15 protein-coding genes are annotated in these 25,310 nt (G+C 71.9%); 2 read left to right on the forward strand and 13 right to left on the reverse strand.

From position 1 onward, the window contains the following. Positions 1-51: 51 nt before the first annotated feature. The 3 genes from AC5JJ1_RS09000 to AC5JJ1_RS09010 all read right to left on the reverse strand — a co-directional run bounded on the left by AC5JJ1_RS09000 (position 52) and on the right by AC5JJ1_RS09010 (position 2,633). The gene (locus tag AC5JJ1_RS09000; RefSeq protein ID WP_495784776.1) at positions 52-483 is read right to left on the reverse strand and encodes a helix-turn-helix domain-containing protein; all 432 of its coding nucleotides are present in this window, start codon (positions 481-483) and stop codon (positions 52-54) included. Positions 484-546: 63 nt separating this feature from the next. Next, positions 547-1,905 (reverse strand): ATP-binding protein, encoded by a 1,359-nt coding sequence (locus tag AC5JJ1_RS09005; RefSeq protein WP_495784777.1) that lies wholly within the window; start codon positions 1,903-1,905, stop codon positions 547-549. Between the two features lie 8 nt (positions 1,906-1,913). Beyond that, positions 1,914-2,633 carry a response regulator gene (locus AC5JJ1_RS09010; protein WP_495784778.1) on the reverse strand — a complete coding sequence of 240 codons (720 nt, stop codon included), beginning with the start codon at positions 2,631-2,633 and terminating at the stop codon, positions 1,914-1,916. Positions 2,634-2,831: 198 nt separating this feature from the next. On the opposite strand from AC5JJ1_RS09010, the gene AC5JJ1_RS09015 reads away from it, so the two are divergent. Continuing rightward, positions 2,832-3,509, forward strand: coding sequence for a DNA-3-methyladenine glycosylase family protein (locus AC5JJ1_RS09015; RefSeq protein ID WP_495784779.1), 678 nt, complete (start codon positions 2,832-2,834; stop codon positions 3,507-3,509). 40 nt (positions 3,510-3,549) lie between these two features. On the opposite strand, the gene AC5JJ1_RS09020 is transcribed toward AC5JJ1_RS09015, so the two are convergent. Further along, complete coding sequence (locus AC5JJ1_RS09020) at positions 3,550-3,912, reverse strand: hypothetical protein (RefSeq protein ID WP_495784780.1); 363 nt, start codon at positions 3,910-3,912, stop codon at positions 3,550-3,552. After that, complete coding sequence (gene hydA / locus AC5JJ1_RS09025) at positions 3,909-5,387, reverse strand: dihydropyrimidinase (RefSeq protein WP_495784781.1); 1,479 nt, start codon at positions 5,385-5,387, stop codon at positions 3,909-3,911. Before hydA ends, AC5JJ1_RS09020 begins: the two co-directional genes overlap by 4 nt. 102 nt (positions 5,388-5,489) lie before the next feature. Between hydA and AC5JJ1_RS09030 the strand changes: the two genes are divergently transcribed. Then, positions 5,490-6,179, forward strand: a complete 690-nt coding sequence (locus AC5JJ1_RS09030) for a hypothetical protein (RefSeq protein ID WP_495784782.1) — start codon at positions 5,490-5,492, stop codon at positions 6,177-6,179. A gap of 135 nt (positions 6,180-6,314) precedes the next feature. Here the strand turns inward: AC5JJ1_RS09030 and AC5JJ1_RS09035 are convergent, their stop codons facing one another. The 8 genes from AC5JJ1_RS09035 to AC5JJ1_RS09070 are packed head-to-tail and all read right to left on the reverse strand — an operon-like array spanning position 6,315 to position 25,200. Further along, positions 6,315-7,709 carry an alpha,alpha-trehalose-phosphate synthase (UDP-forming) gene (locus tag AC5JJ1_RS09035; protein ID WP_495784783.1) on the reverse strand — a complete coding sequence of 465 codons (1,395 nt, stop codon included), beginning with the start codon at positions 7,707-7,709 and terminating at the stop codon, positions 6,315-6,317. Beyond that, positions 7,706-10,501 (reverse strand): malto-oligosyltrehalose synthase, encoded by a 2,796-nt coding sequence (treY, locus tag AC5JJ1_RS09040; protein WP_495784784.1) that lies wholly within the window; start codon positions 10,499-10,501, stop codon positions 7,706-7,708. Before treY ends, AC5JJ1_RS09035 begins: the two co-directional genes overlap by 4 nt. Beyond that, the gene (malQ, locus tag AC5JJ1_RS09045; RefSeq protein WP_495784785.1) at positions 10,501-12,531 is read right to left on the reverse strand and encodes a 4-alpha-glucanotransferase; all 2,031 of its coding nucleotides are present in this window, start codon (positions 12,529-12,531) and stop codon (positions 10,501-10,503) included. Before malQ ends, treY begins: the two co-directional genes overlap by 1 nt. A gap of 4 nt (positions 12,532-12,535) precedes the next feature. Beyond that, the gene (gene treZ, locus AC5JJ1_RS09050) at positions 12,536-14,296 is read right to left on the reverse strand and encodes a malto-oligosyltrehalose trehalohydrolase (RefSeq protein WP_495784786.1); all 1,761 of its coding nucleotides are present in this window, start codon (positions 14,294-14,296) and stop codon (positions 12,536-12,538) included. Beyond that, positions 14,293-16,398: a glycogen debranching protein GlgX gene (gene glgX, locus AC5JJ1_RS09055; protein WP_495784787.1), complete on the reverse strand. Its 2,106-nt coding sequence runs from the start codon at positions 16,396-16,398 to the stop codon at positions 14,293-14,295. The genes treZ and glgX overlap by 4 nt, the downstream gene beginning before the upstream one ends. A gap of 1 nt (position 16,399) precedes the next feature. Next, positions 16,400-18,556, reverse strand: a complete 2,157-nt coding sequence (gene glgB / locus AC5JJ1_RS09060; protein ID WP_495784788.1) for a 1,4-alpha-glucan branching protein GlgB — start codon at positions 18,554-18,556, stop codon at positions 16,400-16,402. Next, positions 18,553-21,801, reverse strand: coding sequence for a maltose alpha-D-glucosyltransferase (treS, locus tag AC5JJ1_RS09065; protein WP_495784789.1), 3,249 nt, complete (start codon positions 21,799-21,801; stop codon positions 18,553-18,555). Before treS ends, glgB begins: the two co-directional genes overlap by 4 nt. Next, positions 21,802-25,200 (reverse strand): maltotransferase domain-containing protein, encoded by a 3,399-nt coding sequence (locus AC5JJ1_RS09070; RefSeq protein WP_495784790.1) that lies wholly within the window; start codon positions 25,198-25,200, stop codon positions 21,802-21,804. Positions 25,201-25,310 lie beyond the last annotated feature (110 nt).

A 25,310-nucleotide genomic window follows, 5' to 3' on the forward strand; every position in this document is an offset into this window, starting at 1 on the left:
TGATCGAGCAAATACCTCCGATCGGGTGATTCCGCCTGATCGGAGTTTGCTCTAGGACCGGCGACGGCCGCCCTTGATCTGCTTCGCAGGCACCGCATCCGGCACCTCCTCGGGGCCGGCCATCCTGCGGACCACCAGCAGCACCGCTGCCTTGGCGCTGAATTCCAGCTTGCGATAGGCCCGCAACAGCCCCTCCTCGTCTCCCGCCAGCAGGCCGAGCGAGCCCTGCTCCTCCTCCAGCCACTCCGCCGGCGGCGGCACATCCGGGTCGAGCCCGACGAGATAGGAGACGGAGGTCGAGAGCGCCTCCGCCAGCCGCCGCAGCCGCTCGCCCCGCGGCACCGGCACCCGTCCCTCGCTCAGCCGGTCGAGGAAGTCGGGCGCGAGACCTGCCGCCCGGCTTGCCTCCTCCGGGGTCAGGCCGAGCCGTTCGAGGCGCCCCTCGATCAGCTCCAGCATGGGCGGGGCCGCGTCATCCTCCATGCGCAGCCGACGCGCGGGCGGCCCGGTGGTTTCCCGTTGTCCCGGACGCTGCGGAACGGGCCCCTATCCCGGCAGCGTCGCCAGCGCCACCAGCCCGCCTGCCTCGCGGTTCCGCAGCACCACATCCCCGCCATGCGCGCGGAAGATGTTCCGCGCAATCGGCAGGCCAAGCCCCGTCCCGCCCGTCTCCCGGTTCCGGCTCGCCTCGAGCCGTCGGAAGGGCTGGAACACCGCCTCCAGCTGATCGGCCGGGATGCCCGGCCCCTGGTCCTCCACCGCCAGCCGCACCATCCCGCCCGCCGGCGCCCCCGCCGCCTCGGGCGCCGTCAGCACCAGCCGCGCCGCGCCGCCATAGGCCAGCGCATTGCCGACGAGATTGGCCAGCGCCCGCTTCAGCGCCACCGGCCTGGCCTGCACCACCAGCCGCTCCGGCCCCTGATAGCCGATCGCCTCGGCGAGGTCCGGCCGCGCATCCGCCGCCTCGTCCACCACCGTGCGGCAGAGCGCGGCGAGGTCGAGCGCCGCCGTCGGCTCGCCCGCCGAATCGTCGCGGGCGAAGGCCAGCGTCGCCGCCACCATCGCCTCCATCTCATCGAGATCGGCGAGCATCTTCCGCCGCTGCTCGTCATCCTCCATGAACTCGGCGCGCAGGCGCAGGCGGGTGATCGGCGTGCGCAGGTCATGGCCGATGGCGGCCAGCATCTGCGTCCGGTCGCCGACGAAGCGGCGGATGCGCTCCGCCATGGTGTTGAAGGCATGCGCCGCCTTGGCGATCTCGCTCGGGCCGCGCTCCGGCATCGGCGGGGCGTTGACGTCGCGACCCAGCCGCTCCGCCGCCTCGGCCAGCACCCGCACCGGCCGGGTCAGGCGCCGCACCGCCCAATTGATCAGCAGCCCCGCCGCCAGCGTCATGGCGAGAAAGGCGATGAGGAAGGTCTCCGAATGCCAGGGCCGCGGCGGCGGCAGGCTGACGCGCAGGTTCAGCCACTCGCCGCTCGGCAGGCGGAGGCTGACGAGGAAGACCGGCCCCCGCTCGCCCCAGGCGGTCAGCACCTCGCGCGGGCGGAAGCGCGGCGGACCGCCGCCCAGCAGGTCGAGCCGCAGCATCCGCGCGATCGGCGGTGGAATCGGTGGCTGGTCCAGCTGCGCGAGCGGCGCGGCGTCGAGCGTCGCCTCGAGCCCCTGCGGCAGCTCCAGCTCGGCCAGCATCTGCCCGCGCCGGTCCGCCGGCGCGAGGATCACGGTGCGCCAGGCGCTGATGGCGCGGGCCGAGATCTCCCGCGCCTGGGCGAAGCGCTGCAGGTCGACCCGGTCCAGGGCATGGATCGTCAGCCCCGCCGCCTGCACGGCGGTGAGCGCCAGCAGCAGGACGAGCGCCGTCCGCCCGGCGAGGCTTTGCGGCCAGAGGCGCCAATGGGACATCCGGCCGGTCAATTGCGCTCCACCGTCGCGGCCAACACGTAGCCGCCGCCGCGCACCGTCTTGATGAGGCTCGGGTTGCGGCCGTCATCCTCCAGCTTGCGGCGGAGGCGGGAGACGGCGACGTCGATCGCCCGGTCGAAGGGCCCCGCCTGCCGGCCGCGCAGCAGGTCCATCAGCATGTCGCGGGTGAGGACGCGGTTCGGCCGCTCCACCAGCACCTGCAGCAGCTCGTACTCGCCACCCGTGAGCGGCACCTCGGCGCCGTCGGGGTTGAGCAGGCGGCGCCGCGCCGGCTCCAGCGTCCAGCCGCCGAAGCGGATGGACTTGGCCGGCGTCGCCGACGGCGCCCCCGCCTCGCCCGAGGCCCGGCGCAGCACGGCGCGGACGCGCGCCAGCAGCTCCCGCGGGTTGAAGGGCTTGCTGAGATAGTCGTCGGCGCCGAGCTCGAGGCCGACGATGCGGTCCGTCTCATCGGCCATGGCGGTCAGCATGACGATGGGCACGTCGCCCTGCGCGCGGAGCCATTTGGCGAAGTCGAGCCCGCTCTCGCCCGGGAGCATGAGATCGAGCACCACCAGGTGGTAGCGGCCGAGCGGCCAGAGGCGCCGCGCCTCCTTCGCGTCCCGGGCGGCGGCGACGCGCATGCCCTGGCGCTCGAGGAATTTCGAGAGAAGATCGCGGATCTCGCGGTCGTCGTCGACGACCAGGATATGGGGCTGGGGTTCCATGGCGTTTGTAACATAGCGCGCCGCCCGCCATTCCGCCCGGGATGTTGTTGCGGCGGGTTACGGAGACCGCCGCCGTTGCAGGCCGTTGCAATTCGCCATGCCCGGGGGCTTCCGGCAGCAACATCCGGGGCGCAGCCTCATGAGACCCAAGGCGGCCGCCTCCCCTTCCCGGCTGCCGTTGGGCTATAGGCGGCGGGGATGGCCCTTCCCTCCTTCCCGTCCTCGCCGCCGCCTTTTCCCGTCTCACCCCCTTGGGCGAGGGAAGGGCTCGCGGCACTGGCCGCCGCCGACCCGCGCCTTGGCGCGATCGAGGCGGCGGCCGGGCCGCTTCCCTGGCGGACGCGCCAGCCCGGCTTCCCCGGCCTGCTGCGCGCCATCTGCGGCCAGCAGATCAGCAACCAGGCGGCCGCCGCCATCTGGCGCCGGCTCTCCGCCCTGCCCGGCGCGCTGGAGCCAGCGGGCCTCCTGGCGATGGACGATGCGACGCTCTGCGGCGTCGCCGGCCTCTCCCGCCCCAAGGCGGCGCATGCCCGCTCGCTTGCCGCCGCTTGCCTCGAGGGCCGTCTCGACTTCGCGGCCCTGCCGGCGATGGGCAATGCGGCAGCCATCGCCCATATCGCCGCGGTGAAGGGGCTCGGGCCCTGGACGGCGGCGGTTCACCTCCTCTTCGCGGAGCAGCGTGCGGACGTCTTCCCCGCCGGCGACCTGGCATTGGCCGCAAGCGCCGCGCATCTGCTCGGGCTCCCGGCACGGCCCGGGCCGAAGGCGCTCGCCCTCCTCGCCGAGGGCTGGGCGCCCTGGCGGTCCCTGGCCGCGCGGCTGCTCTGGCATCACTGGCGCTTCGTCACCGGCCGGCCGGCGGTGGAGGATGGCTGAGCGCCTGCCCCGGCCGCGCGGCCCGGTTCCGGCGTCCCGGTCAGGGCTCGAGCAGGATGGAATCCAGCGGCCAGGGAATGGTCTCGCCCTCGACGAGGAAGGCGACCTCCCGCTCATCCTCGCCGTCCCAGGCGCGGGCAAGCGCCAGGGCGATGACCGGCAGCCAGCTCGATGTGCCGAGGGCAGCGCTGCAATGCGCCTCGATCCGGCCGCGCTCGTCATGCAGGCGGATGACATGGGAGGCCCAGATGCGCTCGCCCTCGCTGCCTTCGCCGACCAGCGACTCCGGGGTCAGCATGCGCAGCAACTCGCGCACCCTGCCGTCGGTGCGGATGAGGCGGACGATGCGCCAGGGCTCCTCGGCCGCGTTGTAGGCTGTGCAGTCGGGCTCGGCAGGGATCATCGTGGTGGGGCGGCGTCGAAGCCGTCCGCCAGCACGCCGCGCGGGGCGATGAATTCATACGGCGCACGGGGGAGGAATTGGCCCGTGCCGGGCTCGGCCTGCACCATACCGTCGCGCATCACCACCTCACCCCGCCGGATCGTCGCCACCGGCCATCCGGTGACTTCGAGTCCTTCATACGGCGTGTAGTCTATCGCGTGCTGCATCAACGGATTCTGAATGGTGACCCGCTTTTTCGGGTCCCAGAGGGCGAGGTCGGCATCGGCGCCGATGGCGATGGCACCCTTGCGCGGGGCGAGGCCCATCAGCCGCGCGGGATTCGTCGCAGTCAGGCGGACGAAGTGGTCGAGGGTGATGCGGCCCTTGGAGACGCCCTCGCTGAACAGGATCGGCAGGCGGGCGGCGAGGCCCGGGATGCCGTTCGGGATGTCGCGGAAGGCGGCGTCGCGGCCGCTGACCGCCTTGCCGGTCTCAGTGCCCATCGAGAAGCCGCAGTGGTCGGAGGAGACGACATCGAGCGTGCCGCGCCGGATCATCTCCCAGACGCGGCCCTGCTCCTCCACCGTGCGGGGGCTCGGCGAGCACATGTAGGCGGCGCCCGCGAAGCCGGGGCGGTCCATGTCGGCCGCCGTCAGCGTCAGGTACTGCGGGCAGGTCTCGCCCCAGACCTTGAGGCCGCGGGCTTGGGCGCGGGCGATCTCCTCCGCCGCCTCGGCGCAGCTGACATGGAAGACCTGGATGGGCTGGTCGACGAGCTCCGCCAGCGCGATGGCGCGGTGCGTCGCCTCGCGCTCGACGACGACGGGGCGCGACCAGGCATGGTATTTCGGCGCGGTCATCCCGGCCTTCATCAACATCTCGGTGCGCCACTTGATGGCGGCATAATTCTCGCAATGCACGGTGACGAGGCAGCCATGCCGCCGCGCCGTCACCAGCACCTTCAGGAACTGCTCGTCGCTGAGGTGCAGCGGCTCATAGGTGAGGAAGACCTTGAGGCTGCGGATGCCGCGGGCGACGACCTGCGGCACCTCGCGCTCCAGCACCTCCTCGGTCGGGTCGCTGATGATCTGGTGGAAGCTGTAGTCCAGCATCCCCTTCGCCGCCCGCTGCTCGTAATCGGCGAGGCGGGGGAGGATGCCCTCGCCCTTCCATTGCGGGACGAAGCAGACGACGCTGGTGGTGCCGCCGGCGAAGGCGGAGGTGCTGGCGGTGCGGAAGCTCTCCTCGTTCACCGTCACGGCGAGGTCGCCGCCGGTGCCGACATAGCCGCCGCGCGCCGGCTCCTCGATATGGCAGTGGCTGTCGACGCCGCCGGGCAGGACGAGGAGGCCGCCGGCATCGATGGTGGCATCGGCATCGGCGAGGCGCTCGGCCAGCGCCACGATGCGGCCGCTGCGGATGCCGATATCGCAGCGCATGGTGCCGAAGCCGCCCGCCACCATGCCGCCCCGCACCGCCAGATCATATTCGGCCATGTCCCGCCTCCCCTCGCTCGGGTGGAGCTTGGCGCGCCCGGCGCGAGGCGGGCAAGCCTCGGCAGGATTGAAACGGCATGGTCCCCGGGGCAGGATCGCGCCATGACCTATGCCGACTTCCTGCGGACGCAATGGCAGGCGCTGGTCGAGGAGTGGCTGGCGGAGGTGAATACCGCCTTCATCGCCCTGCCCGACCTTGGCTGGTTGGAGCACCTGGCCGATCCGCGGCGTCCGGGCGGCGGCGGAGGCTGGTCGCCGCTCGGCGACGTGGCGCCGGGGGAGGCGCTGATGCGGCGGGACCGGCAGGGGCGGCCGCAGCTCTGGGTGAAGCCGGAGGAGAAGGCGGGCGGCAGCGGACGCTACGCAGCCCATTGGGCGCGGTTCTGCGCGCTGCTCGGCATGCCGGCGCCCGCCTCCAGCCTCGGCGGCCGGGCGCTGGCGGTCGACCATCTCTTCCCGGAGACGGCGGCGGCGCGGCGGGGATGGGCCCTGGTGCGGGCCATGCCCGTGGATGCCCGGTCCAATAGCCTGGTCGGCAGCACGATCGAGAAGGCGGAGGCCGGCCGCGGCGGGCGGGCGAGGCCGCGAACGGCAAGCTCCATTACCCTCGCCAAGGTCACCGGCTTCCAGGGCTCCTTCGCCCGCAGCCAGGCGGCGGGGGCGGTGGCGCAGGCGCTGCTGGCGCATATCCGCCACTGCGGGCTGCGCGTGCCGCCCGATGCCTTCCTCCCCTCCGGCGAGGAGGAGAAATTGGTCGAATGGCTGATCGGCCGCTACCGGGATGAGCCGTAGGGCGGGTTCGGTTCCACCTGACTGGTGGAACCTGCTTTGGCCAATCTTCGATCAAGCAATACCCCGATCGGGTGATTCCGCCCGATCGGGGTATGCCCCTGGCCGATAGCCCTCAAGCCGGGGACGCGCAACGGTTCAGGCGCTGCCCGCCGCAGGCAGGCCGGCAAGGTCGCCCGGCGCGAGGGCGCGGAGGAAGTCCTCGCCCCAGCCCTCGGGCGAGGCGCCGGCGATCGCCTCCCAGGCAGCGAGCCAGCGCTCCTGCCGCTCGGCGCGCGGCATGTCGAGGGCGCAGGACAGCGCCTCCGCCATCCCCTCGGCGTCATGCGGGTTGACCAGCAGAGCGGAGGAAAGCTGCGCCGCGGCGCCGGCAAAGCGGGAGAGGACGAGCACGCCAGGGTCGTTCGGATCCTGGGCGGCAATGAATTCCTTGGCGACGAGGTTCATCCCGTCCCGGATCGGCGTCACCAGGCAGACCTTGGCGAGCCGCATGAAGCCCGCCACCGTGTCCCGCGCCTGCGGCCGGGCGAGCAAGCGCAGCGGCAGCCAGTCGGGCTCGCCGAACTCGCTGTTGATGGCGCCGGCGGCGCTGTCGACCTCCTGGCGGAGGCGGCGATAGGCGAGCACGTCCTCGCGCGAGGGGGCTGCGATCTGCAGCATGGTGGCGCTGCGGGCCGGGCGCCGGGCGATGACGCGGCGGAAGGCCTCGAGCCGCTCCGGCAGGCCCTTGGTCGGGTCGAGCCGGTCGACGCCGAGGACGAGCGCCTGGCCCTGGAGCGAGCGGGCGAGCAGCCGGGCCGGCTCCAGCACCGCCTGCGCGGCCGCGGTTGCGGCGAATTCGCGGGCGGCGATCTCGGCAGGGAATACGCCGAGGCGGATCGGCCGGCCACCGAGTTCCAGCGCTTGGTCGCCGGTGCGGACGGCGCCGGCAAATTCGGTGGCGGTCGCGGCGAAATTGTCCCGGTCGCTGGCGGTCTGGAAGCCGAGCAGGTCGGAGGCCAGCACATCCTGCACCAGGCCACGGATGCCGGGGGCGACGGCTGCCGCATCCGGCGCCGGGAAGGGCACATGGAGGAAGAAGCCGGTCGGGTTCCGCACCCCCTGGCTGCGCAGCGCGCCGGGCAGGGAGAAGAGGTGGTAGTCATGCACCCAGATGCGGTCGTCCCCTTCCAGCAGCGGCGCCAGGCAGTGGGCGAAGCGTTGGTTCACGCGCCGGTAGGTGTCGAGGTCCTGCCGGCGGAAGGCCATCAGATGCGGCAGCGAGTGCAGCATCGGCCAGAGCACGCCGTTGGAATACCCGGTGTAGTAGCCGCGATGCTCGGCCTCGGTCAGGTCGAGCGTCGCATAGCCGACGGCGCCGCGTTGGGCGAAGGCGGGCGGGCCCGTCTCCTCGGTGACGGCGCCGCTCCAGCCGAACCAGAGCCCGCCGCGGCGCTGCATCAGCCCGAGCAGGGCGACGGCAAGCCCCCCGGCATGCCCGGCATTCCCGGCCGGAACGGGCACCCGGTTGGAGACGACGACGATGCGGCTCATCCCACCTCCAGCAACGCGACCGGCAGGCGGGCGAGGATGTCGGCCAGGGGCAGGCGATCCCCGGATTCCCCCCCAGGCGCGCCGAGGACCGCCTCGGTCAGCGCATCCCGCCAGCGGTGTTCCACCATGGGACGCGGCAAGACGAGTTCGGTTCCGCGCCATTCCTCAGGTGATACGAGCGGCCGGGTGGCGGAGCCCATCAGCGTCGCCGGCAGGCGGGTGACGACCGCGATCACCGTGCGGCCCTTGTGGCTGCGGGCGAAGGCGAGGACATGGGCGGCGTGCGGCCCCTCGACGGCGAGCGGCTGGTAGTCGCCCTCGGCGAAAAGGCCGGGCTCCGCGGCGCGGAGCGCCAGGGCACGGGCGAGCACGGCCTGCTTCACCCGCCCGTCCTGCCAGTGCTCGAGCAGCGTCGCCGGCGGCGCGGCGGCCTCCAGCGCCTCCCGGCGCGCGGCCCAGTCGACCGGGCGCCGGTTGTCCGGATCGACCAGGCTGAAATCCCAGAACTCGGTGCCCTGGTAGAGGTCGGGCACCCCCGGCGCGGTGCAGCGGAGGAGCAGCTGGGCAAGGCCGTTCGCTGCGCCGGCCGGGGCGATGCGGGCGGCGAAGCCGGCGATCTCCTCGCGCAGGTGGCTGGCGCGGTCGGGCGCCATGCAGGCGAAGATGAAGTCGCGGCAGGCCGCCTCGTACTCGGCATTGGGCACCGCCCATTCGGTGCGGCGCTTGGCCTCGCGCAGCGCCTTCTCCTGCCAGGCGGCGACGCGGTCGAGGAAGGCGGAGACGCCCGCCTCGTCATCCGCGGCGAGGCCGAGCGGCCAGGCGCCAACCAGCGTCTGGTAGAGCATGAGCTGGGCGCTCATCCCCGGCGCCGCGCCGTCATCGAGCGTCTTGCGGAGCGAGGCGTTGAGGCGCGTCCAGCGCTGCACGGCGCCGGACCATTCGGCCGGGATTTCGGAGAGGACGGCGAGGCGGGCGCGGACATCCTCGCCGCGCTTGTGGTCATGCGTCGCCGTCGCCAGCAGGGCGCGGGGAAAGTTTTTCGCCCGCGCGCGGGCCGTGGCGTGGAAGCCGGCCGGGGTCACCGCGAAGCGGCCGGGGTCGGAGCCGACCTCGTTGCGGGAGATGAGGCGGCCATAGCGGTAGAAGGCCGTGTCCTCCACGCTTTTCGCCGTCGCCGGGGCAGAGAGCTGCTGGAAGCGGACGGCGGCCGAGAGGCGCTCGCGCCGCTGGTTCGGCGGCAGGCTGCGCGGCGGCTCGCCGCCCAGCCAGCCGTCCAGCAGCTCGAGCAAGGGGCGCTCCGTGGCGCGGACGGTGCGACGGGCCCCGGCCAGCGCCCAGTCGAGGATGCGCTTGTCCTCGGCGCTGCGCCCGCCGGAGGTGATATAGAGCCGGTAGATCGGGAAATGCACGAGCACCTCTGCCAGCGCGCGGCGCAACGCGGTCAGGGTGAAGTCGCGCGTGACCAAGTCCCGCACGGCGACGCGCTTGAGGGCGGCGGCGGTTGCATTCAGCTCGGAGGCGAGGTTGTCGCGGAGGATCTGGCGCTTGGCCTCGCGCACCTCGATCTCGAACTCGCCGGCGCGGCGGGTCTGCTCGGTCCAGAGGGCGGTGAGCGGCCCCTCCCCGGCCGGGTCATGCAGGACGCCGCTCGCCTCGTCCATGAAGTCGTAGCCGGTGGTGCCGTCCACCATCCAGTCGGTGCGCAGCGTTTCGAAGGGGGCGAGGATCTTCTCGACCCAGATCAGCGGCGGCTGGTCGGGGCGGACCGTCTCCATGCGGCGGTGCAGCTTGCGGCAGTAGCCGCGCGGGTCGGCTAGGCCGTCGACATGATCGATGCGCACGCCGTCGATGGTGCCCTCGGCATAGAGGTTCAGCACCAGCTCATGCGTGGCGTCGAAGACCTCGGGCAGCTCGACGCGGAGGCCGGCGAGCGAGGTGATGTCGAAGAAGCGGCGCCAGTTGATCTCGTCCGCCGCGGCGCGCCACCAGGCGAGGCGGTAGTGCTGGCGCTCCAGCAACCGGTGCAGGGCAAGGCGCCCGGCCTCCTCCTTGGCGTCGAAGGCAGCGAGGGCATGGGCGATGCCGGCGCGGCCGGGCTCCGTCGCCGCGGCCTCGGCCAGGCGGGCGCGGCAGGCGGAGGCCTCGCGCCGGGAGAGGGTACGGTCGCGCTGGTGCAGGCCGATGCGGCCGAACTCGACGGCCAGCTCCTGCAGTCCCGGCTCCGCGGAGGCCTGGAGGATGTGGTGATAGTGCTGCGGCGCGACGGGGAAGCGGTGCTCGTAATACTGGACGTAGAAGCGCCCTGTCCCCGCCTCGAATTGCAGGACGAGGTTGCCGGAGGCCAGCACCTCGCCATAGGGGTCGCCGAGGAAGGGGGCAAGGAGGCGGTTGGAGAGCGACCGGTCCGGCGGCTCCCAGTCGATGTCGAAATAAGGGGCGAAGGGGCTCTGCCGCCCCCATTCGAGGACGTCGAGCCACCACTCGTTGTCGGCGCCGCCGACGCCCATGTGGTTCGGCACGATGTCGAGGATGAGGCCGAGCCCCGCCTCCTTCAGCGCGGCGGAGAGGCGCCGCAGCGCCGGCTCGCCGCCCAGCTCCGGGTTGATCTGGCGGTGGTCGACGATGTCGTAGCCATGGGTTGAGCCGGGCCGCGCCTTGAGGATGGGCGAGGCGTAGAGATGGCTGATGCCCAGCCGGGCGAGGTAGGGCACCAGCGGCACGGCGTCGTCGAGGGTGAAACCGGCATGGAATTGCAGCCGGGCCGTCGCCCGTAGCGGAGTTGGCACGGGCATCACTCTCCTTTGGGGCGGGCGCGGGCGAGGATCTCGATGCGGCGCGCCACGGCGGGGTTGTCCAACAGATGGGCGGCCTCGCCGGGCAGGCGGCGCTGCCAGTTCGGATGGCCCTCCACCGTACCGGGCAGGTTCGGCTGCTCCGGCAGGGCCAGCGTATCCTCGATCGGCAGGATGGCGAGGGTGCAGGCGGCGCCGGCGGTATGGGCGATGGCGGCATCCACCACCAGCCCGGCCGCATCGGGTGCCGGCTCGTCGCCGGTCGCGGCGCCGCTTTCGAGGAAGGCGCGCCAGAGGGCGCTGCGGTCCTCGGCGCGGCGGGCATGCTCCTTCTGCGCCGTATCGGCCTCGGGGAAGAGGCCGAGCCGGGCGCGCCAGTCGATGTCGAGGCCGCGCCACCAGCCGGTGACGGTCGGCAGGTCGTGCGTCGTCGTCATCGCCGCGGCATCGGGCGACCAGCCATGCGGCGGGCGGAAGCTGCCGTCCTGCTCCTGCTCGAACCAGAGCACGCGCATGCCGAGGATGCCGGCGCGCGCCATGGCGCCTTGGAAGCCCTCGGGCAGCGTGCCGAGATCCTCGCCGATGACGATCGCCCGGTGCCGGCCGGATTCCAGGGCGAGCAGCCGCAGCATGTCCTGCATCGGATAGCGCAGATAGGCGCCGCCCGCGGGGCCGAGGCCCTGCGGCACCACCCAGAGCCGGGCGAGGCCCATCGCATGATCGACGCGCAGGCCGCCGGCATGGCGGAAGGTCGCCTGCAGCAGCTCGATGAAGGCGCCGAAGCCGCCCATGCGCATCTCGAGCGGGGAGAAGGCGGTGAGGCCCCAGTCCTGCCCGAGCGGGGAGAAGATATCGGGCGGCGCGCCGACCGAGAGGCCCGGCAGGATTTCCCGCTGGCGCGACCAGGCATGGCTGCCGCCGCCATCCGTGCCGACGGCGAGGTCGGCGATCAGGCCGACCGGCATTCCCGCGTCGCGCGCCGCCTGCTGCGCCGCGCCGCGCGAGGCATCGGCCAGCCACTGGCAGAAGGCGTGGAAGGCCACCTCGCGCGGGTTGTCGCGGGCGAAGCGCTGGACGCCGGGGCTCTGCGGGGTGCGGAACTCCTCCGGCCAGTTGCGCCAGTGCCAAAGATCAGGCGACTGGCCGTAGAAATGCGCGTGCAGCGCCTCGAAGCGGGCATGGTCCTCGAGGGCGGGGCCGGCCTCGCGGCGGTACTCGACGAAGCCCTCGTGGTCGGCGGCGGCGTCGAAGAGCAGGCGGAACTGGGCAAGCTTGGCCGCCGTCGCCTGCGGCCAGTCGATCAGCGGCGCATCCTCGGCCGGCAGGACGGAGGCGGTGCCGAGCGCCGCCGCAGGGTCGGCATGGAGCACGTTCAGCATAATGCGGCTGGAGGGGGCGTAGGGGCCGTATTTACCGGGGTCGGCGCCGAAGAGGGCATGGGCCGGGCTGACCGCGAGCGCCGTCGCGCCGCGCCGTCCGGCGGCATGGGCCAGCGCCGCAACGCCGCCGAAATCGCCGATGCCGCCATCGCCCTGGCGGCGGAGCGAGTAGATCTGCGCCGCCAGCGCCCAGGGCGCGGCGCCGTTGTGGATCTCGGCGCCGAGGTCGTTGAGGGTGACGCAGCGCGGCGGCGCGGCGGCGATGGTGGCGTGGCCGCCATCGAGGGTCAGGCGGTGGTAGCCGGGGGTGGAGACGGCGGGCAGCCGCGCCTCGCCGGCCCAGCCGGTCTCCAGCCGGCCCTCGATCCGGTCGCCGCCCTCGATCTGGAGGGTGAAGCGATGGCCGGGCGAGGCGCCGGGGATGGCGACGCCATCCGGGCCGACCGTCATGGTCAGCAGCGGCGGCAGTCGCGCGTCCAGCTCGCGCAGCAGGTGGCGGGCCTCGCGCGCATCCTCGGGGAGGCCGAGGGCCGCCAGGACGGCCCGCATCGTCTCCGGCGCGATCGCCTGGGTCTGGCCATGCACGTCGCGCCAGGAGGTAGCGATGCCCGCTGCTTCAGCCAGGTCCTGTAACTCGTCATCGGTAGTCATGTCATTATCCTTGGCTGAGCAGCGCGACGGTGCACCGCGGCAGCAACTCGCCGGCGGCGAGCGTGCCGGCAGCGCCCGCCATGCTCTCGAACAGGACCTCGCCCTGCCCGGTGGCGCGGGCCGGCGCGGCGCCGAGGTTGCAGGCGATGGTCAGGGTGCTGCCATCGCCGAGCCGCCAGCGGGCGAGCACCGCCCCCTCCCCCACCGGCTGGGCGCCGAGCGCCGCCGCACCCGGCAGGTGCGGGACGATGCGGGCATGCCGCAGCGCGAGCAGGTGGCGGTAGAGGGCGAGCATCGCGTCATGCGGTGGCCGCGCGGCCTCGGCGGGATCGGGGATAGAGGTGCGGAAGGTGCTTTCGGCGTTCGGGTCGGGGATGGTCTCGCGCTTCGCCGGATCCTGGAAGGCCGTGAATTTGGCGAATTCCCTCCGCCGCCCCTGGGTGACGAGAGGGGCGAGTTCCGCATTGTGGTCGGTGAAGAACAGGAAGGGCGCGCTCGCCCCCCATTCCTCGCCCATGAACAGCAGCGGGATCTGTGGGCAGAGCAGCAGCAGCGCCGTTGCGGCCTGCAGGGCGCGCGGATCGCTGAGGGCCGGGAGGCGCTCGCCGAAGGCACGGTTGCCGACCTGGTCGTGGTTCTGCAGGAAGAGGACGAAGGCAGTCGGCGGCAGGCCGGCGGTCGGCTCGCCGCGCGGGGCGCCGAGATGGCCGGAGCGCTGGCCCTGGAAGAGGAAGCCCTCGGCCAGCACCTTGGCGAGCTTCGCGGTGCCGTCGTCGCAGAAATCCTCGTAGTAGCCCTCGCGCTCGCCGGTCAGCAGCGGGTGGAGGATGTTGTGGCCGTCGTCGTTCCATTGCGCATCGAATCCGCCCCTGGGGCGGAGATGGCGGGCGGCGTTGTGCTCGTTCTCCAGCACCAGGTGGATGTGGCGGTCGGGGAACTCGCCGCGGATGCGGGTGGCAAGCACGTCGAGCCAGTCGGCCTCGGAAATCGCATGGACGGCATCGAAGCGGAGGCCGTCGATGCGGTAGTCGCGCAGCCAGGAAAGGGCGTTCTCCTCGAAGAAGGCCCGCACCGGCGGCTGCTTGAAGTCGATCGCGGCGCCCCAGGGGGTGTGGATGCCCTCGTCGAAGAAGCTTTTGGCGTAGACATGGAGATAGGCGCCGTCCGGGCCGAAATGGTTGTAGACGACGTCGAGGAAGACCATCAGCCCAAGTCCGTGCGCGGCATCGACCAGCGAGCGCAGCTCGTCCGGCGTGCCGAGGGCGGCATCTGGCGCATAGGGCAGCACGCCGTCGTAGCCCCAGTTCCAGCGGCCGGGGAAGTCGTTGACCGGCATCAGCTCGATGGCGGTGACGCCGAGCTCCTTCAGCCGCGGCAACGCGGCCTCGACGCCGGCGAAGCCGCCCATGGCGCCGGCATGGACCTCGTAGAGGACCGTCTCGTGCCAGGGGCGGCCGCGCCAGGCCGCATGGCGCCAGGCATAGGCGGCGGGGTCGACCACGACCGAGGCATCGTGCACGTCGCCCGCCTGCAGGCGGGAGGCCGGGTCGGGCACGGCGAGATCAGGGCTCACGCGGAAGCGGTACCGGACGCCGACGCCGACCGGCGCCTCCGCCTCGAACCACCCCTCGCCCGTGGCCTGCATGGGCTGGGCGGGGCGGCCCTCGACCTCGAGGCCGACCTCGCCGGCGTCGGGCGCCCAGAGGCGGAAGCGGGTACGGTCGGGGGCGAGCAGGGTGGCGCCCCAGGTATTGGTTACGCTCATGTGGGTGGTAGCCTCGTCGCCAGCAGCACGACGGAATGGGCGGCCACCGGCACGCTTCCGCCCTCGGCGCGGCGCTCTTCGGCCTCGGGGTTGGCGGTGTCGAGCACGATGGTCCAGTCCATGGCGGGTGCAGGCAGGGTGAAGTCATGCGCGGCGCCATCGGCGTTCAGCAGCAGCAGCGTGGCATCGACGCTGCCGTCCTCGGCCCCGGTGGCACGGCAGAGTGTCAGCGTCCGGGCCTCGGGCTCGTTCCATGCGTCCGGCGTCATGACCTGGCCATTTTGGTCGAACCACTCGATGTCGCGCAGACCGGGGCGAACCTCGGCGCCGCCATGGAGGAAGACCGACGGGCGGAGCGGCGGCAGGCGATGGCGGAGCGCGATGCAGCGGGCGGTGAAGCGCTGCAGCGCCTCCGCCTCCGCAGTCGCGGCGCGGGTCCAGTCGAACCAGCTGATCTCGTTGTCCTGGCAATAGGCGTTGTTGTTGCCGCGCTGGGTGCGCCGCATCTCGTCGCCGCCGAGCAGCATCGGCGTGCCGGCGGAGGCAAAGAGCGTCGCCAGCATGGCGCGCACCACGGATTGCCGCATGGCGTTGATGCCGGGGTCGTCCGTCTCGCCCTCGACGCCCCAGTTGTTGCTGTGGTTGTTGGAATGGCCGTCGCGGTTGTCCTCGCCATTCGCCTCGTTGTGGCGCTGCTCGTAGGCGTTGAGGTCGTGCAGCGTGTAGCCGTCATGGCTCCCCAGGAAATTGACGCTGGCCCAGGGGCGGCGGCGGCGGCGGTCGAACAGCTCGGCGGATCCGGTGAGACGGGCGGCGAGGTCGCTCCGCATGCCGCTGTCGCCGCGCCAGAAGCGGCGGACGCCGTCGCGGTAGCGGTCGTTCCACTCGCCCCAGCCGGGCGGGTGGTTGCCGACCTGGTACCCGCCGGGGCCGATATCCCAGGGCTCAGAGATCAGCTTCACCCGCGACAGCACGGGATCCTGTCGGATGGCGTCGAAGAAGCCGCTGCCGGGGTCGAAGCCGCCCGGCTCCCGCCCCAGGATCGTGCCGAGGTCGAAGCGGAAGCCGTCGACATGATACTGCTCGACCCAGTAGCGCAGGCTGTCCATCACCATCTGCAGCACGCGGGGGTGGCTGATGTTGATGGTGTTGCCGGTGCCCGTGTCGTTGATGAGGGTGCGCGGCTCGTCCGGCAGCGCCCGGTAGTAGGAGGCGTTGTCGAAGCCGCGCCAGGACAACGTCGGCCCCATCTCGCTGCCCTCGCAGGTGTGGTTGTAGACCACGTCCAAGATGACCTCGATGCCGGCGGCATGCAGGCGGCGCACGGCCACCTTCAGCTCGTTCCGCATCCAGGGCTCGATCAGGTAGCGCGGCTCCGGGGCGAAAAAGCCGAGTGTCGAATAGCCCCAGTAATTGCGCAGGCCCTTGGAGACGAGGAAGCGGTCCTGCAGGAAGGCCTGGATCGGCAGCAGCTCCAACGCGGTGATGCCGAGGCGCTGGAGATGGTCGATGAAGCGCGGATCGGCGAGGGCCGCGAAGGTGCCGCGCTCGCGCGGCGCGATGTCCTCGCGCAGCATGGTGAGGCCGCGGACATGCGCCTCGTAGATGACGGTGCGGTCCCAGGGCACGCAGGGCGGCCGGTCATCGCCCCAATGGAAGCTGTCGTCGACGACGACGGATTTCGGCATGGCCGGCGCGCTGTCCCGCCGGTCGAAGGTCAGGTCCGCGCGGCCGGCGCCGACGCGGTAGCCGAACAGCACGTCGGACCATCGGACCTCGCCGGAGATCTGCCGCGCATAGGGGTCGAGCAGCAGCTTGTGCGGGTTGAAGCGATGGCCCTGGCGCGGCTCGTAGGGACCATAGGCGCGGTAGCCATAGAGCTGGCCGGGCCGCGCCTCGGGCAGGTAGCCGTGCCATACCTCGTCGGTGCATTCCGGCATCGGCAGGCGGGCGACTTCGCGGCGCCCGGCGGCATCGAAGAGGCAGAGCTCGATGCGCTCGGCATGGGCGGAGAACACTGCGAAATTGACGCCCAGCCCATCCCAATTCGCCCCGAGCGGATTGGGCCGGCCGGGAAGCAGACGAACCGGTATGGGAGGCATGTTACCCCTGGTGCGTGAGGACGATCACCGCGAGCGGCGGGAGGAAGAGCGGGAGCGACTGGCCGAAGCCATGGCTCTCGACCGTTTCGGCCCGCACCGAACCACCGTTGCCGGTGTTCGTTCCGCCATAGGCAGCACCGTCGGTATTCACGACCTCGTGCCAGGTGCCGGCCGCCGGAACGCCGATGCGGTAGGCGTAGCGCGGCACCGGCGTCATGTTGCAGACGACGAGCGCCGGCGCATCACCCCCCGCGCCAAAGCGGAGCCAGGCGAAGATGCTCTGCGCGCTGTCGTCGCCGACCACCCAGCGGAAGCCCTCCGGCGACGCGTCGCGCCGGTGCAGGGCCGGGATGGAGCGATAGGCGGCATTCAGGTCGTGCACCAGGCGTTGGATGCCGCGATGGCGCGCATCGTCGAGCAGGCCCCAGGACAGCGCGGCATCGTGGTTCCACTCGCTCGGCTGGGCGATCTCGCTGCCCATGAAGAGCAGCTTCTTGCCCGGATGCGACCACATGAAGGCCAGATAGGCGCGCAGGTTGGCGAATTTCTGCCAAGGGTCACCCGGCATCTTCCCGATCATCGAGCCCTTGCCGTAGACCACCTCGTCATGGCTGAGCGGCAGGATGAACTTTTCGCTCCACGCATAGACCAGGCCGAAGGTCATGCTGTCATGGTGGTAGCGGCGGTTGATTGGGTCCTCCTCAATGTAGTGGAGGGTGTCGTGCATCCAGCCCATGTTCCATTTGTAGTGGAATCCAAGGCCGCCCTCGCTGGTCGGGCGTGTCACGCCGGGCCAGGCGGTGCTCTCCTCGGCGATCATCACCGCGCCGCCGCAGCGTTCCTCCACGACGGCGTTGAGCTCCTGCAGGAAGGCGACGGCCTCGAGGTTCTCCCGCCCGCCATAACGGTTCGGAACCCACTCGCCGGCAGGCCGCGAATAGTCGCGGTAGAGCATGGAGGCGACAGCGTCCACGCGCAGCCCGTCGACATGGTAGTGCTCCAACCAGTACATGGCGCTGGCGAGGAGGAAGCCGCGCACCTCGTTGCGGCCGAAATTGTAGATGGCCGTGTTCCAGTCGCGGTGGAACCCCTCGCGCGGGTCGGCATGCTCGTAGAGCGCGGTGCCGTCGAAGCGGTAGAGGCCATGTGCATCGGTCGGGAAATGCGCCGGCACCCAGTCGAGGATGACGCCGATCTTCGCCGCATGGGCGCGGTCGACGAAGCGGGCGAAGCCCATGGGCGAGCCGAAGCGCGCGCTGGGCGCGAACATGCCGAGCGGCTGGTAGCCCCAGGAGCCGCCGAAGGGATGCTCCATCACCGGCAGGAATTCGAGATGGGTGAAGCCCATGCCCTGCACATAGGGGATGAGGCGGTCAGCCAGGCGATCCCAGTCCGGCGACTCGCCGTCGGCGCCGCGCCACCAGGAGCCGGGATGGACCTCATAGACCGAGATCGGCGCATCGGCCGCTTGGCGGGCGGCACGCTCCGCCATCCAGGCCTGGTCGGTCCAGAGGAAGGGCGTGGGGTCGGGGATGCGGGAGGCGGTGGCGGGCGGCATCTCGGTCGCCACCGCGACCGGATCGGCCTTCTGCGGCAGCACGCTGCCATCGGCGCCGACCAGCTCGTACTTGTACGGCGCGCCGGGCCGAAGGCGCGGGATGAACAGCTCCCACACCCCCGCCTCGCGCCGCAGCCGCATCGGGTGGCGGCGGCCGTCCCAGCCGTTGAAGTCGCCGACCACGGAGGCGCGCTGCGCATTCGGCGCCCAGAGGGCGAAGCGCACGCCGGAGATGCCATCGACGGACATCGCATGGGCGCCGAACACCTTCGCCAGATCGAAATGCCGGCCCTCGGCGAAGAGATGCAGGTCGAGCGGGCCGAGCAGCAGGCCGAAGCTGTAGGGATCCTCCGTCTCCTGCACCGAGCCCGGCCACTCGATGCGCAGGCGGTAGGGCACCTGGCGCGAGACGCGGCCAGAGAAGAGGCCGGCAGGGTGGACCTTCTCCAGCCGGCCGAGCTCCTCGCCGCCATCGCGCGCCAGCACGGACACGCCGCGCGCGCCGGGCTGGAAGCTGCGAATCTCCTCGGCATGCGGACCGAGGATGGCGAAGGGGTCGCCGTGGCGACCCTCGACCAGGGAGTCGGCTCCCGGGATCATGCCGTGATCCTTTCCGCGAGGACGGCAAGGCCGCGGAGGGGCACGCCGATCCAGGCCGGCCGGTTGGCCGCTTCGTAGCGCACCTCGTAGGCGGCCTTCTCGAGCAGGAAGAGGTCGATCAGCGCTGCCTCCGCGCCAGCGGGAACCCAGGGGTTCTCGGCGGCATGCTCGACGGCGCGATAGGCCTGAAGGAAGGCGGCGGAGGCCTCCCGCTGCCAGCGCTGGAACAGCGCGGCACGGCGCTCGGCCGGCGCGGCGGTGGCGGCGCCGGAGGCTTCGCTCGCCGTCGCCACCGAGGCGGCGTAGTCGAGGCTGCGCAGCAGCCCGGCCACGTCCCGGAGCGGGCTGCCCTTGGCGCGGCGCTCGTCGAGCGAGCGCGCGGGCTCGCCCTCGAAGTCGACGATCACCGCGTCGCCCTGCGCGACCAGCACCTGGCCGAGATGGAAGTCGCCATGCACGCGCGTCTTCAGCGCGCCATCGGCAGATTGCGCGAGGCGCCGCGCAGCCTCGTGCAGCGCCTCGCGCTTCGCCACCAGCGTGGCGGCGAGCGGCGCGACATCCTCGGCGAGGCCGCCGCGCGCGAGCAGGTCGAGCGCCGGGTCGAGCTGCTCGAGTGCACCCTTCGCCCAGGCCGAGCGGTCCGGCTCGGTCGCCGGCTCCGGCCGGAAATCGGGGTTGCCGGTGGGGCGGGCGAGCACCGCGTGCAGCTCGCCGAGCCGCCGGCCCAGCGCCTCGGCGAAGGCCAGGTAGCCGGCGAAGGCATCCTCCGGCGCTTCCGCGCTGAGCGCCGCCTCGTCGACCGCCCGCTGCAGCCAGTCCTGCGTCCAGCCCCAGCCATCGCCCTGGTTGCGGACGAAGCCCTGCGCCAGCATCAGCGTATGCGGCGTGCCGTCGGGCGCAATGCGCGCCACCTCGCCGAGCAGCGGCGCGGTGTTGCCGAAGCCGGCTTCGGTCAGGTAGCGCGTGACCTCTGCCTCCGGATGGATGCCCGGGTTGATGCGGCGGATGATCTTGAGCACGATCTGCTCGCCATAGATCAGCGAGGAGTTCGACTGCTCGGCCGAAAGACGGCGGATCTCCGGCGCCTCGGGCAGCGGCACATCGGCGAGGCGGGAGGTGGCGAGGAAGCGGATCTCGCCTTCCTCCGTCGGCAGCACCATGCCCTGCTGCAGGGCGTGCAGCACGGCGGGCGGCATGCGGTCGTCGGCGAAGGCGTCGGTGAGGAAGCCGACGCGCCGCACCTGGCGCAGCCGCGACAGGGCGAGCTGCGCGGCGAGCGGGCCGCCGCCCTCCACATCCTCGACGCCTGCGAGCGGCAGGGCGTAGCGCTCGGTCCGGCCGGGAAGGCCGACCTCGACCTCGGCCATGACCACGGCGCCATTCGCCTCGGGCAGGCTGGCGATGGCGCCGAGGCGGATGGCATCGATCCGCTCGCCCTTGCTGGCGAACCAGCGGCGCTTCGGCAGGTATTCGGGCAGGACGAGCTGCTCCAGCTCGCGCCTGACGGCAGCTCCGAGAAGTTCTTTCACATCGGCCTTCAGGACTAGGGTGCGAAGATCAGGCAGCGGTTCCGGCGAGGGCTCGTGCCAGGGCGGCAGGTGCTTCTCCGTCGCCAGCACGAACCAGTAAAATCCGTAGGGCGGCAGGGTCAGCAGGTAGGGCAGCTGGCCGATCGGCGGGAAGCTGGTGCCACCCAGCATCTCGACCGGCACGCGGCCGGCGCAGCCGGAGAGGTCGAGTTCCACCGCCTGCGCGGCGCGGGAGAGGTTGAAGACGCAGAGGATGGTGTCGTCCTCGAACTCCCGCACATAGGCGAGGACCTTGCGGTTGGCCGGATAGAGCAGCCGCATCTCGCCGCGGCCGAAGGCGCGGCTACGCTTGCGAACGGCGAGCATGCGCCGCATCCAGTTGAGCAGGCTGTGCGGGTCGCGCGACTGGGCTTCGACATTGACCGCCTGGAAGCCGTAGATCGGATCCTGCAGCGGCGGCAGGACGAGCGCCGCCGGATCCGCCCTGGAGAAGCCGCCGTTGCGGTCCGGCGACCACTGCATCGGCGTGCGCACGCCGTCGCGGTCGCGGAGGAAGATGTTGTCGCCCATGCCGATCTCGTCGCCGTAGTAGATGACGGGCGTGCCCGGCATCGACAGCAGCAGGCCGTTCATCAACTCGATCCGCCGCCGGTCGCGCTGCAGCAGCGGGGCGAGGCGGCGGCGGATGCCGAGGTTGATGCGCGCGCGCTTGTCGGCGGCATAGGTTGACCAGAGATAGTCGCGCTCCCGGTCCGTGACCATCTCGAGCGTCAGCTCGTCGTGGTTGCGGAGGAAGATGGCCCATTGGCATCCTTCCGGGATGTCCGGCGTCTGCCGCAGGATGTCGGTGATGGGGAAGCGGTCCTCCTGCGCGATGCCCATGTACATCCGCGGCATCAGCGGGAAGTGGAAGGCCATGTGGCACTCGTCGCCCTGGCCGAAATACTGCTGCGTGTCTTCCGGCCACTGGTTGGCCTCGGCCAGAAGCATGCGCCCCTGGAAGGACTGGTCGAGCTTGCCGCGGATGGTCTTCAGGACGGCATGGGTCTCGGAGAGGTTCTCGTTGTTCGTCCCCTCGCGCTCGACGAGGTAGGGCACCGCGTCGAGCCGCAGCCCGTCCACGCCGATATCGAGCCAGAACTTCATCACGTTCAGCACTTCGGCCAGCACGCGCGGATTGTCGAAATTCAGGTCCGGCTGGTGGCTGTAGAAGCGGTGCCAGAAATAGGCCTTGGCCTCCGAGTCCCAGGTCCAGTTCGACTTCTCGGTGTCGATGAAGATGATGCGCGTCTCTTGGTACTTCTGGTCGGTGTCCGACCAGACATAGTAGTTGCGCGCCGCCGAGCCCGGCTTCGCGGTGCGCGCGCGCTGGAACCAGGGGTGCTGGTCGCTGGTGTGGTTGATGACCAGCTCGGTGATGACGCGAAGGCCGCGCGCATGCGCCTCGCGCACGAAGCGGCGGGCATCGTGCAGCGAGCCGTAGCTCGGGTTGACCGAGCGGTAGTCGGCGATGTCGTAGCCGTCGTCGCGCAGCGGGCTCGGATAGAAGGGCAGTAGCCAAAGCGTGTCGACGCCGAGCTCGGCGATGTAGTCGAGCTTCTGCAGCAGCCCGGCGAAGTCGCCGATGCCGTCGTCATTGGCGTCGAAGAAGCTCTTCACATGAAGCTGGTAGACGACCGCGTCGCGGTACCAGTGCGGATCCTCGGGCAGGTCCATCTAGATGCCCCCTGCCGGGCGCACCCGCCAGATGCCGAAGGGAAGCTCGCCGGGGTCCAGTCGTATCGTCTGCATTTTGCCTTGCCAGGTGAAGCGGTGTCCGCGCATCAGATCCTCGGCCTCCAGCGCCGCATGGTCGGGCAGGCCCCACTCCCAGAGCGGCAGCTCGACGCTTGCCTGCTGGACATTATGCGGGTCGAGGCTGACGGCCACCAGGATGCAGTTGTCCCGCTCCGGGGTCGCCTTGCGGTACCAGAGGATGTTGTCGTTGAACGCGTTGTGGAAGGCGATGCCGAGATGGGTCTGCAGCGCCGGGTTGCCGCGGCGGATCGCATTCAGCCGCGTGACCTCGTCCACGATGTCGCCCGGCGCGCGGTCGGGCCAGGCGCGGAGCTGGTATTTCTCGCTGTCCAGATACTCCTCCTTGCCCGGCATGGCGCGCGCCTCGCAGAACTCGTAGCCCTGCACCATGCCCCAGAGGCCGGACAGCGTCGTCGCCAGCGCGGCACGGATCAGGAAGCCCGGCCGGCCCGAGCCCTGCAGGAAGAGCGGGTTGATGTCCGGCGTGTTGACGAAGAAATGCGGGCGGAAGAAGTCCCGCGGCGCCGTGGTCGTCAGCTCCTCCATGTACTCGATGATCTCGCGCTTCTCGTTCCGCCAGGTGAAGTAGGTGTAGGACTGGCCAAACCCAAGCTTCGCCAGGCGGTACATCACCTTCGGCCGGGTGAAGGCCTCGGCGAGGAAGACGGCATCGGGGTGCCGCGCGCGGATGTCGGCGATCAGCCACTCCCAGAAGGGGAAGGGCTTGGTGTGGGGGTTGTCGACGCGGAACAGGCGCACGCCCTGGTCGCACCAGAAGCGGACGACGTCGCGCAGCGCGATCCACAGCGAGGGGACGGAGCCCTCGTTGTAGAAGTCGACATTGACGATGTCCTCGTACTTCTTCGGCGGGTTCTCGGCGTAGCGGAGCGAGCCGTCGGGCCGCCAGTCGAACCATTCCTTGTGCGCGCGCAGCCAGGGATGGTCCGGACTGCACTGGATGGCGAAGTCGAGCGCCAGCTCCAGCCCATGCTCGGCCGCCGCGGCGACGAGCCGGCGGAAATCCTCCAGCGTGCCGAGTTCCGGGTGCAGCGCGTCATGCCCCCCTTCCTCCGAGCCGATGGCATAGGGGCTGCCCGGATCGTCCGGCCCCGGCGTCAGGGTGTTGTTGCGGCCCTTGCGGTTCTTCCTGCCGATCGGGTGGATCGGCGGGAAGTAGAGCACGTCGAAGCCCATGCGGCGGATGCGCGGCAGCTGGCGGATGACGTCGCCGAAGGTGCCGTGGCGCGACGGATCGCCGGACTGGCTGCGCGGGAAAAGCTCGTACCAGCTGGCGAAGCGGGCGCCGGTGCGCTCCGCCTCCACCGGGATCTCGGCGCTGCGGATGCGGAAGGGGCGGTCATCGGCCTCGGCCATCAGCGCCGCGGTCTCCGGCGCGAGCAGCAGGGCGAGGCGCTCGCCCTCCCCTGCCCCTGCGAGGCGCGCGGCCAGCTCGGCGACGGCGCCGCCGGCGCGGCCGCCGGCAGCCTCGACCAGCAGCCGCCCCTCCTCCAGCTCCAGCGAGACGGGCACGCCGGCGCCATGCTTCTTCTGCAGCTCGTCGGTGAAGGTGGCGAAGGCGTCGCGCCAGGCCTCGACGGCGAAGATGTAGCGGCCCATGCGCTCGAGCGGGAAGCTCGCCGCCCAGCGGTCGTTGCCGAGCGGGCGCAGCCGCGTCTCGCGCCAAGTATCCTCGTCCGCGGCGCGCCAGAGCAGGGCGGCGGAGAGCTTGTCATGGCCGTCGCAGACCACGTCGCAGCGCACCTCGATCACCTCGCCGACGCTGCGCTTCACCGGGAAGCGGCCATCGTCGACCACCGGCTCGATCTTCTCGATGCCGAGGCGCGGGGCGCGGGCGGCGGCCTCGGCGCTCGGCTCGCCGGCGGGGCGGACCGGGCGCGGCGGGATGGCCTCCAGGATGCGCACCTCGCCCGGCTGCAGCAGCAGCGTGCCGCCCGGTTCGAGGCCGGCGCCGTCCGCGGGCAGGCAGGGGGTGAAGCGGGTGAAGACGCCGCCCGTCGCCGGCAGCAGCGCGCTCGCCGCGACGCTCGCCGGGCGGTGCAGGTCGGGATTGGCGAGCACCAGCGAGGCGCGGCGGGCCTGGCGCAGGTCGGGCCCGGCGGCGCGCAGCAGGGCGGCGGCCGGAGCGCCGGGCCCGGCGAGCGGGCGCAGCTCGGTCGGCGCCAGCGGGCGGCTGGCGAGCATCGCATTGATGTCGCGGATGGCGCCGGAGAGGTCGAAGGGCGCGTGGCGGATGGTCCAGTCCCAGTCGCCCGGCCGGTCGCGGGCCGGGTCGAGCGGGCGGCGGGCGCCGTATTCGAAGCCCATCGGGACCAGCAGCCCGGCGCCGAGTCCCGCCGCAAGCCGCAGGTGGCGCAGCGCGGCGCGCTCGGCCATGTCCGGATCCGGGTCGCGGGCGGCGAGGCGCGGGCCGAAGGGCGCCTCCACGGTTGCGATCGATGGGGCGACGGCGGCGAGGCGCGCCGCCTCCTCCACCAGCCAGCCCTCGCGCAGGTCCCACCAGGCGAGGCTGTCGAAGGCGGCGGCGAAGCCGGCTTCGGCGAGGTCCGGCAAGGCCTCGGCCGGCAGGCCGATGGTCCAGGCGAGGAAGCGCGCCTCGGGAATGGCCGCCGTCAGCCGGCGCCAGACGCGGCCGGGCACGCGCCCGGGCGCGTCGCAGCGGAAGCCGGCGACGCCCGCCGCGGCGAAGCGGCGCAGGCGCTCCTCCCACCAGGCGCCGAGGCCGGCGACGGCATCCGGCTCGTCCCAGCGGGCACGCAGCGTGTCCCAGTCCGGCGGATCGAGCCGCGGGTCGGGCGTGGCGAGCGGCGCGAGCGGCGCGAACCAGCCCGGCTGCTCGCGGGCCAGGCGCCCGTCGGCGGCAACGCGGTCGAGCACCAGGTCAACATAGAGGTCGAGGCCCTGCGCCCGCGCCTTGGCGGCCAGCGTCTCGAGCGCCGCCGTGCTGTCGCCGGGCGCGTCGAGCGCGGGGTGCGGCGCATCCGGATCGCCGATCTGGTAGAGGTGGCCGCTGCCGCCCGTGGCGAAGGGCGGCGGGATCAGCACGCCGCTGAAGCCAAGCCCGGCGGCGCGTTCGAAGGCGGCATCCCAGGCCGGCAGCGGGCCGACCAGCAACGGGTGCAGCAGGTAGAGGCGCGGCACGGATGGCCCGCTCCAGGCCGGCTCGGGCTCGGGCTCGGGCGGGGTGATGACGGCGGGAAGGGCGGGGAGGATCGCCGGCGGTGCCTCGGCTGCCTTGCGCTTCGCGGCCGGAGCCGCTCGTTTCGCCGGCTTCGGCTTGTCGGTGCGTCGCTCCGCCATCCAGTCCCCCAAATCCATCTCCGCGGCGCAACGCCGAATGGACCTAACCGTCCGTCCTCCTGCCGATCACCGATGCGCGAGCGATGCGGGCTGGCCGGCGCGGAACCCGC

The sequence above is a fragment of the Belnapia sp. genome, assembly GCF_059504005.1.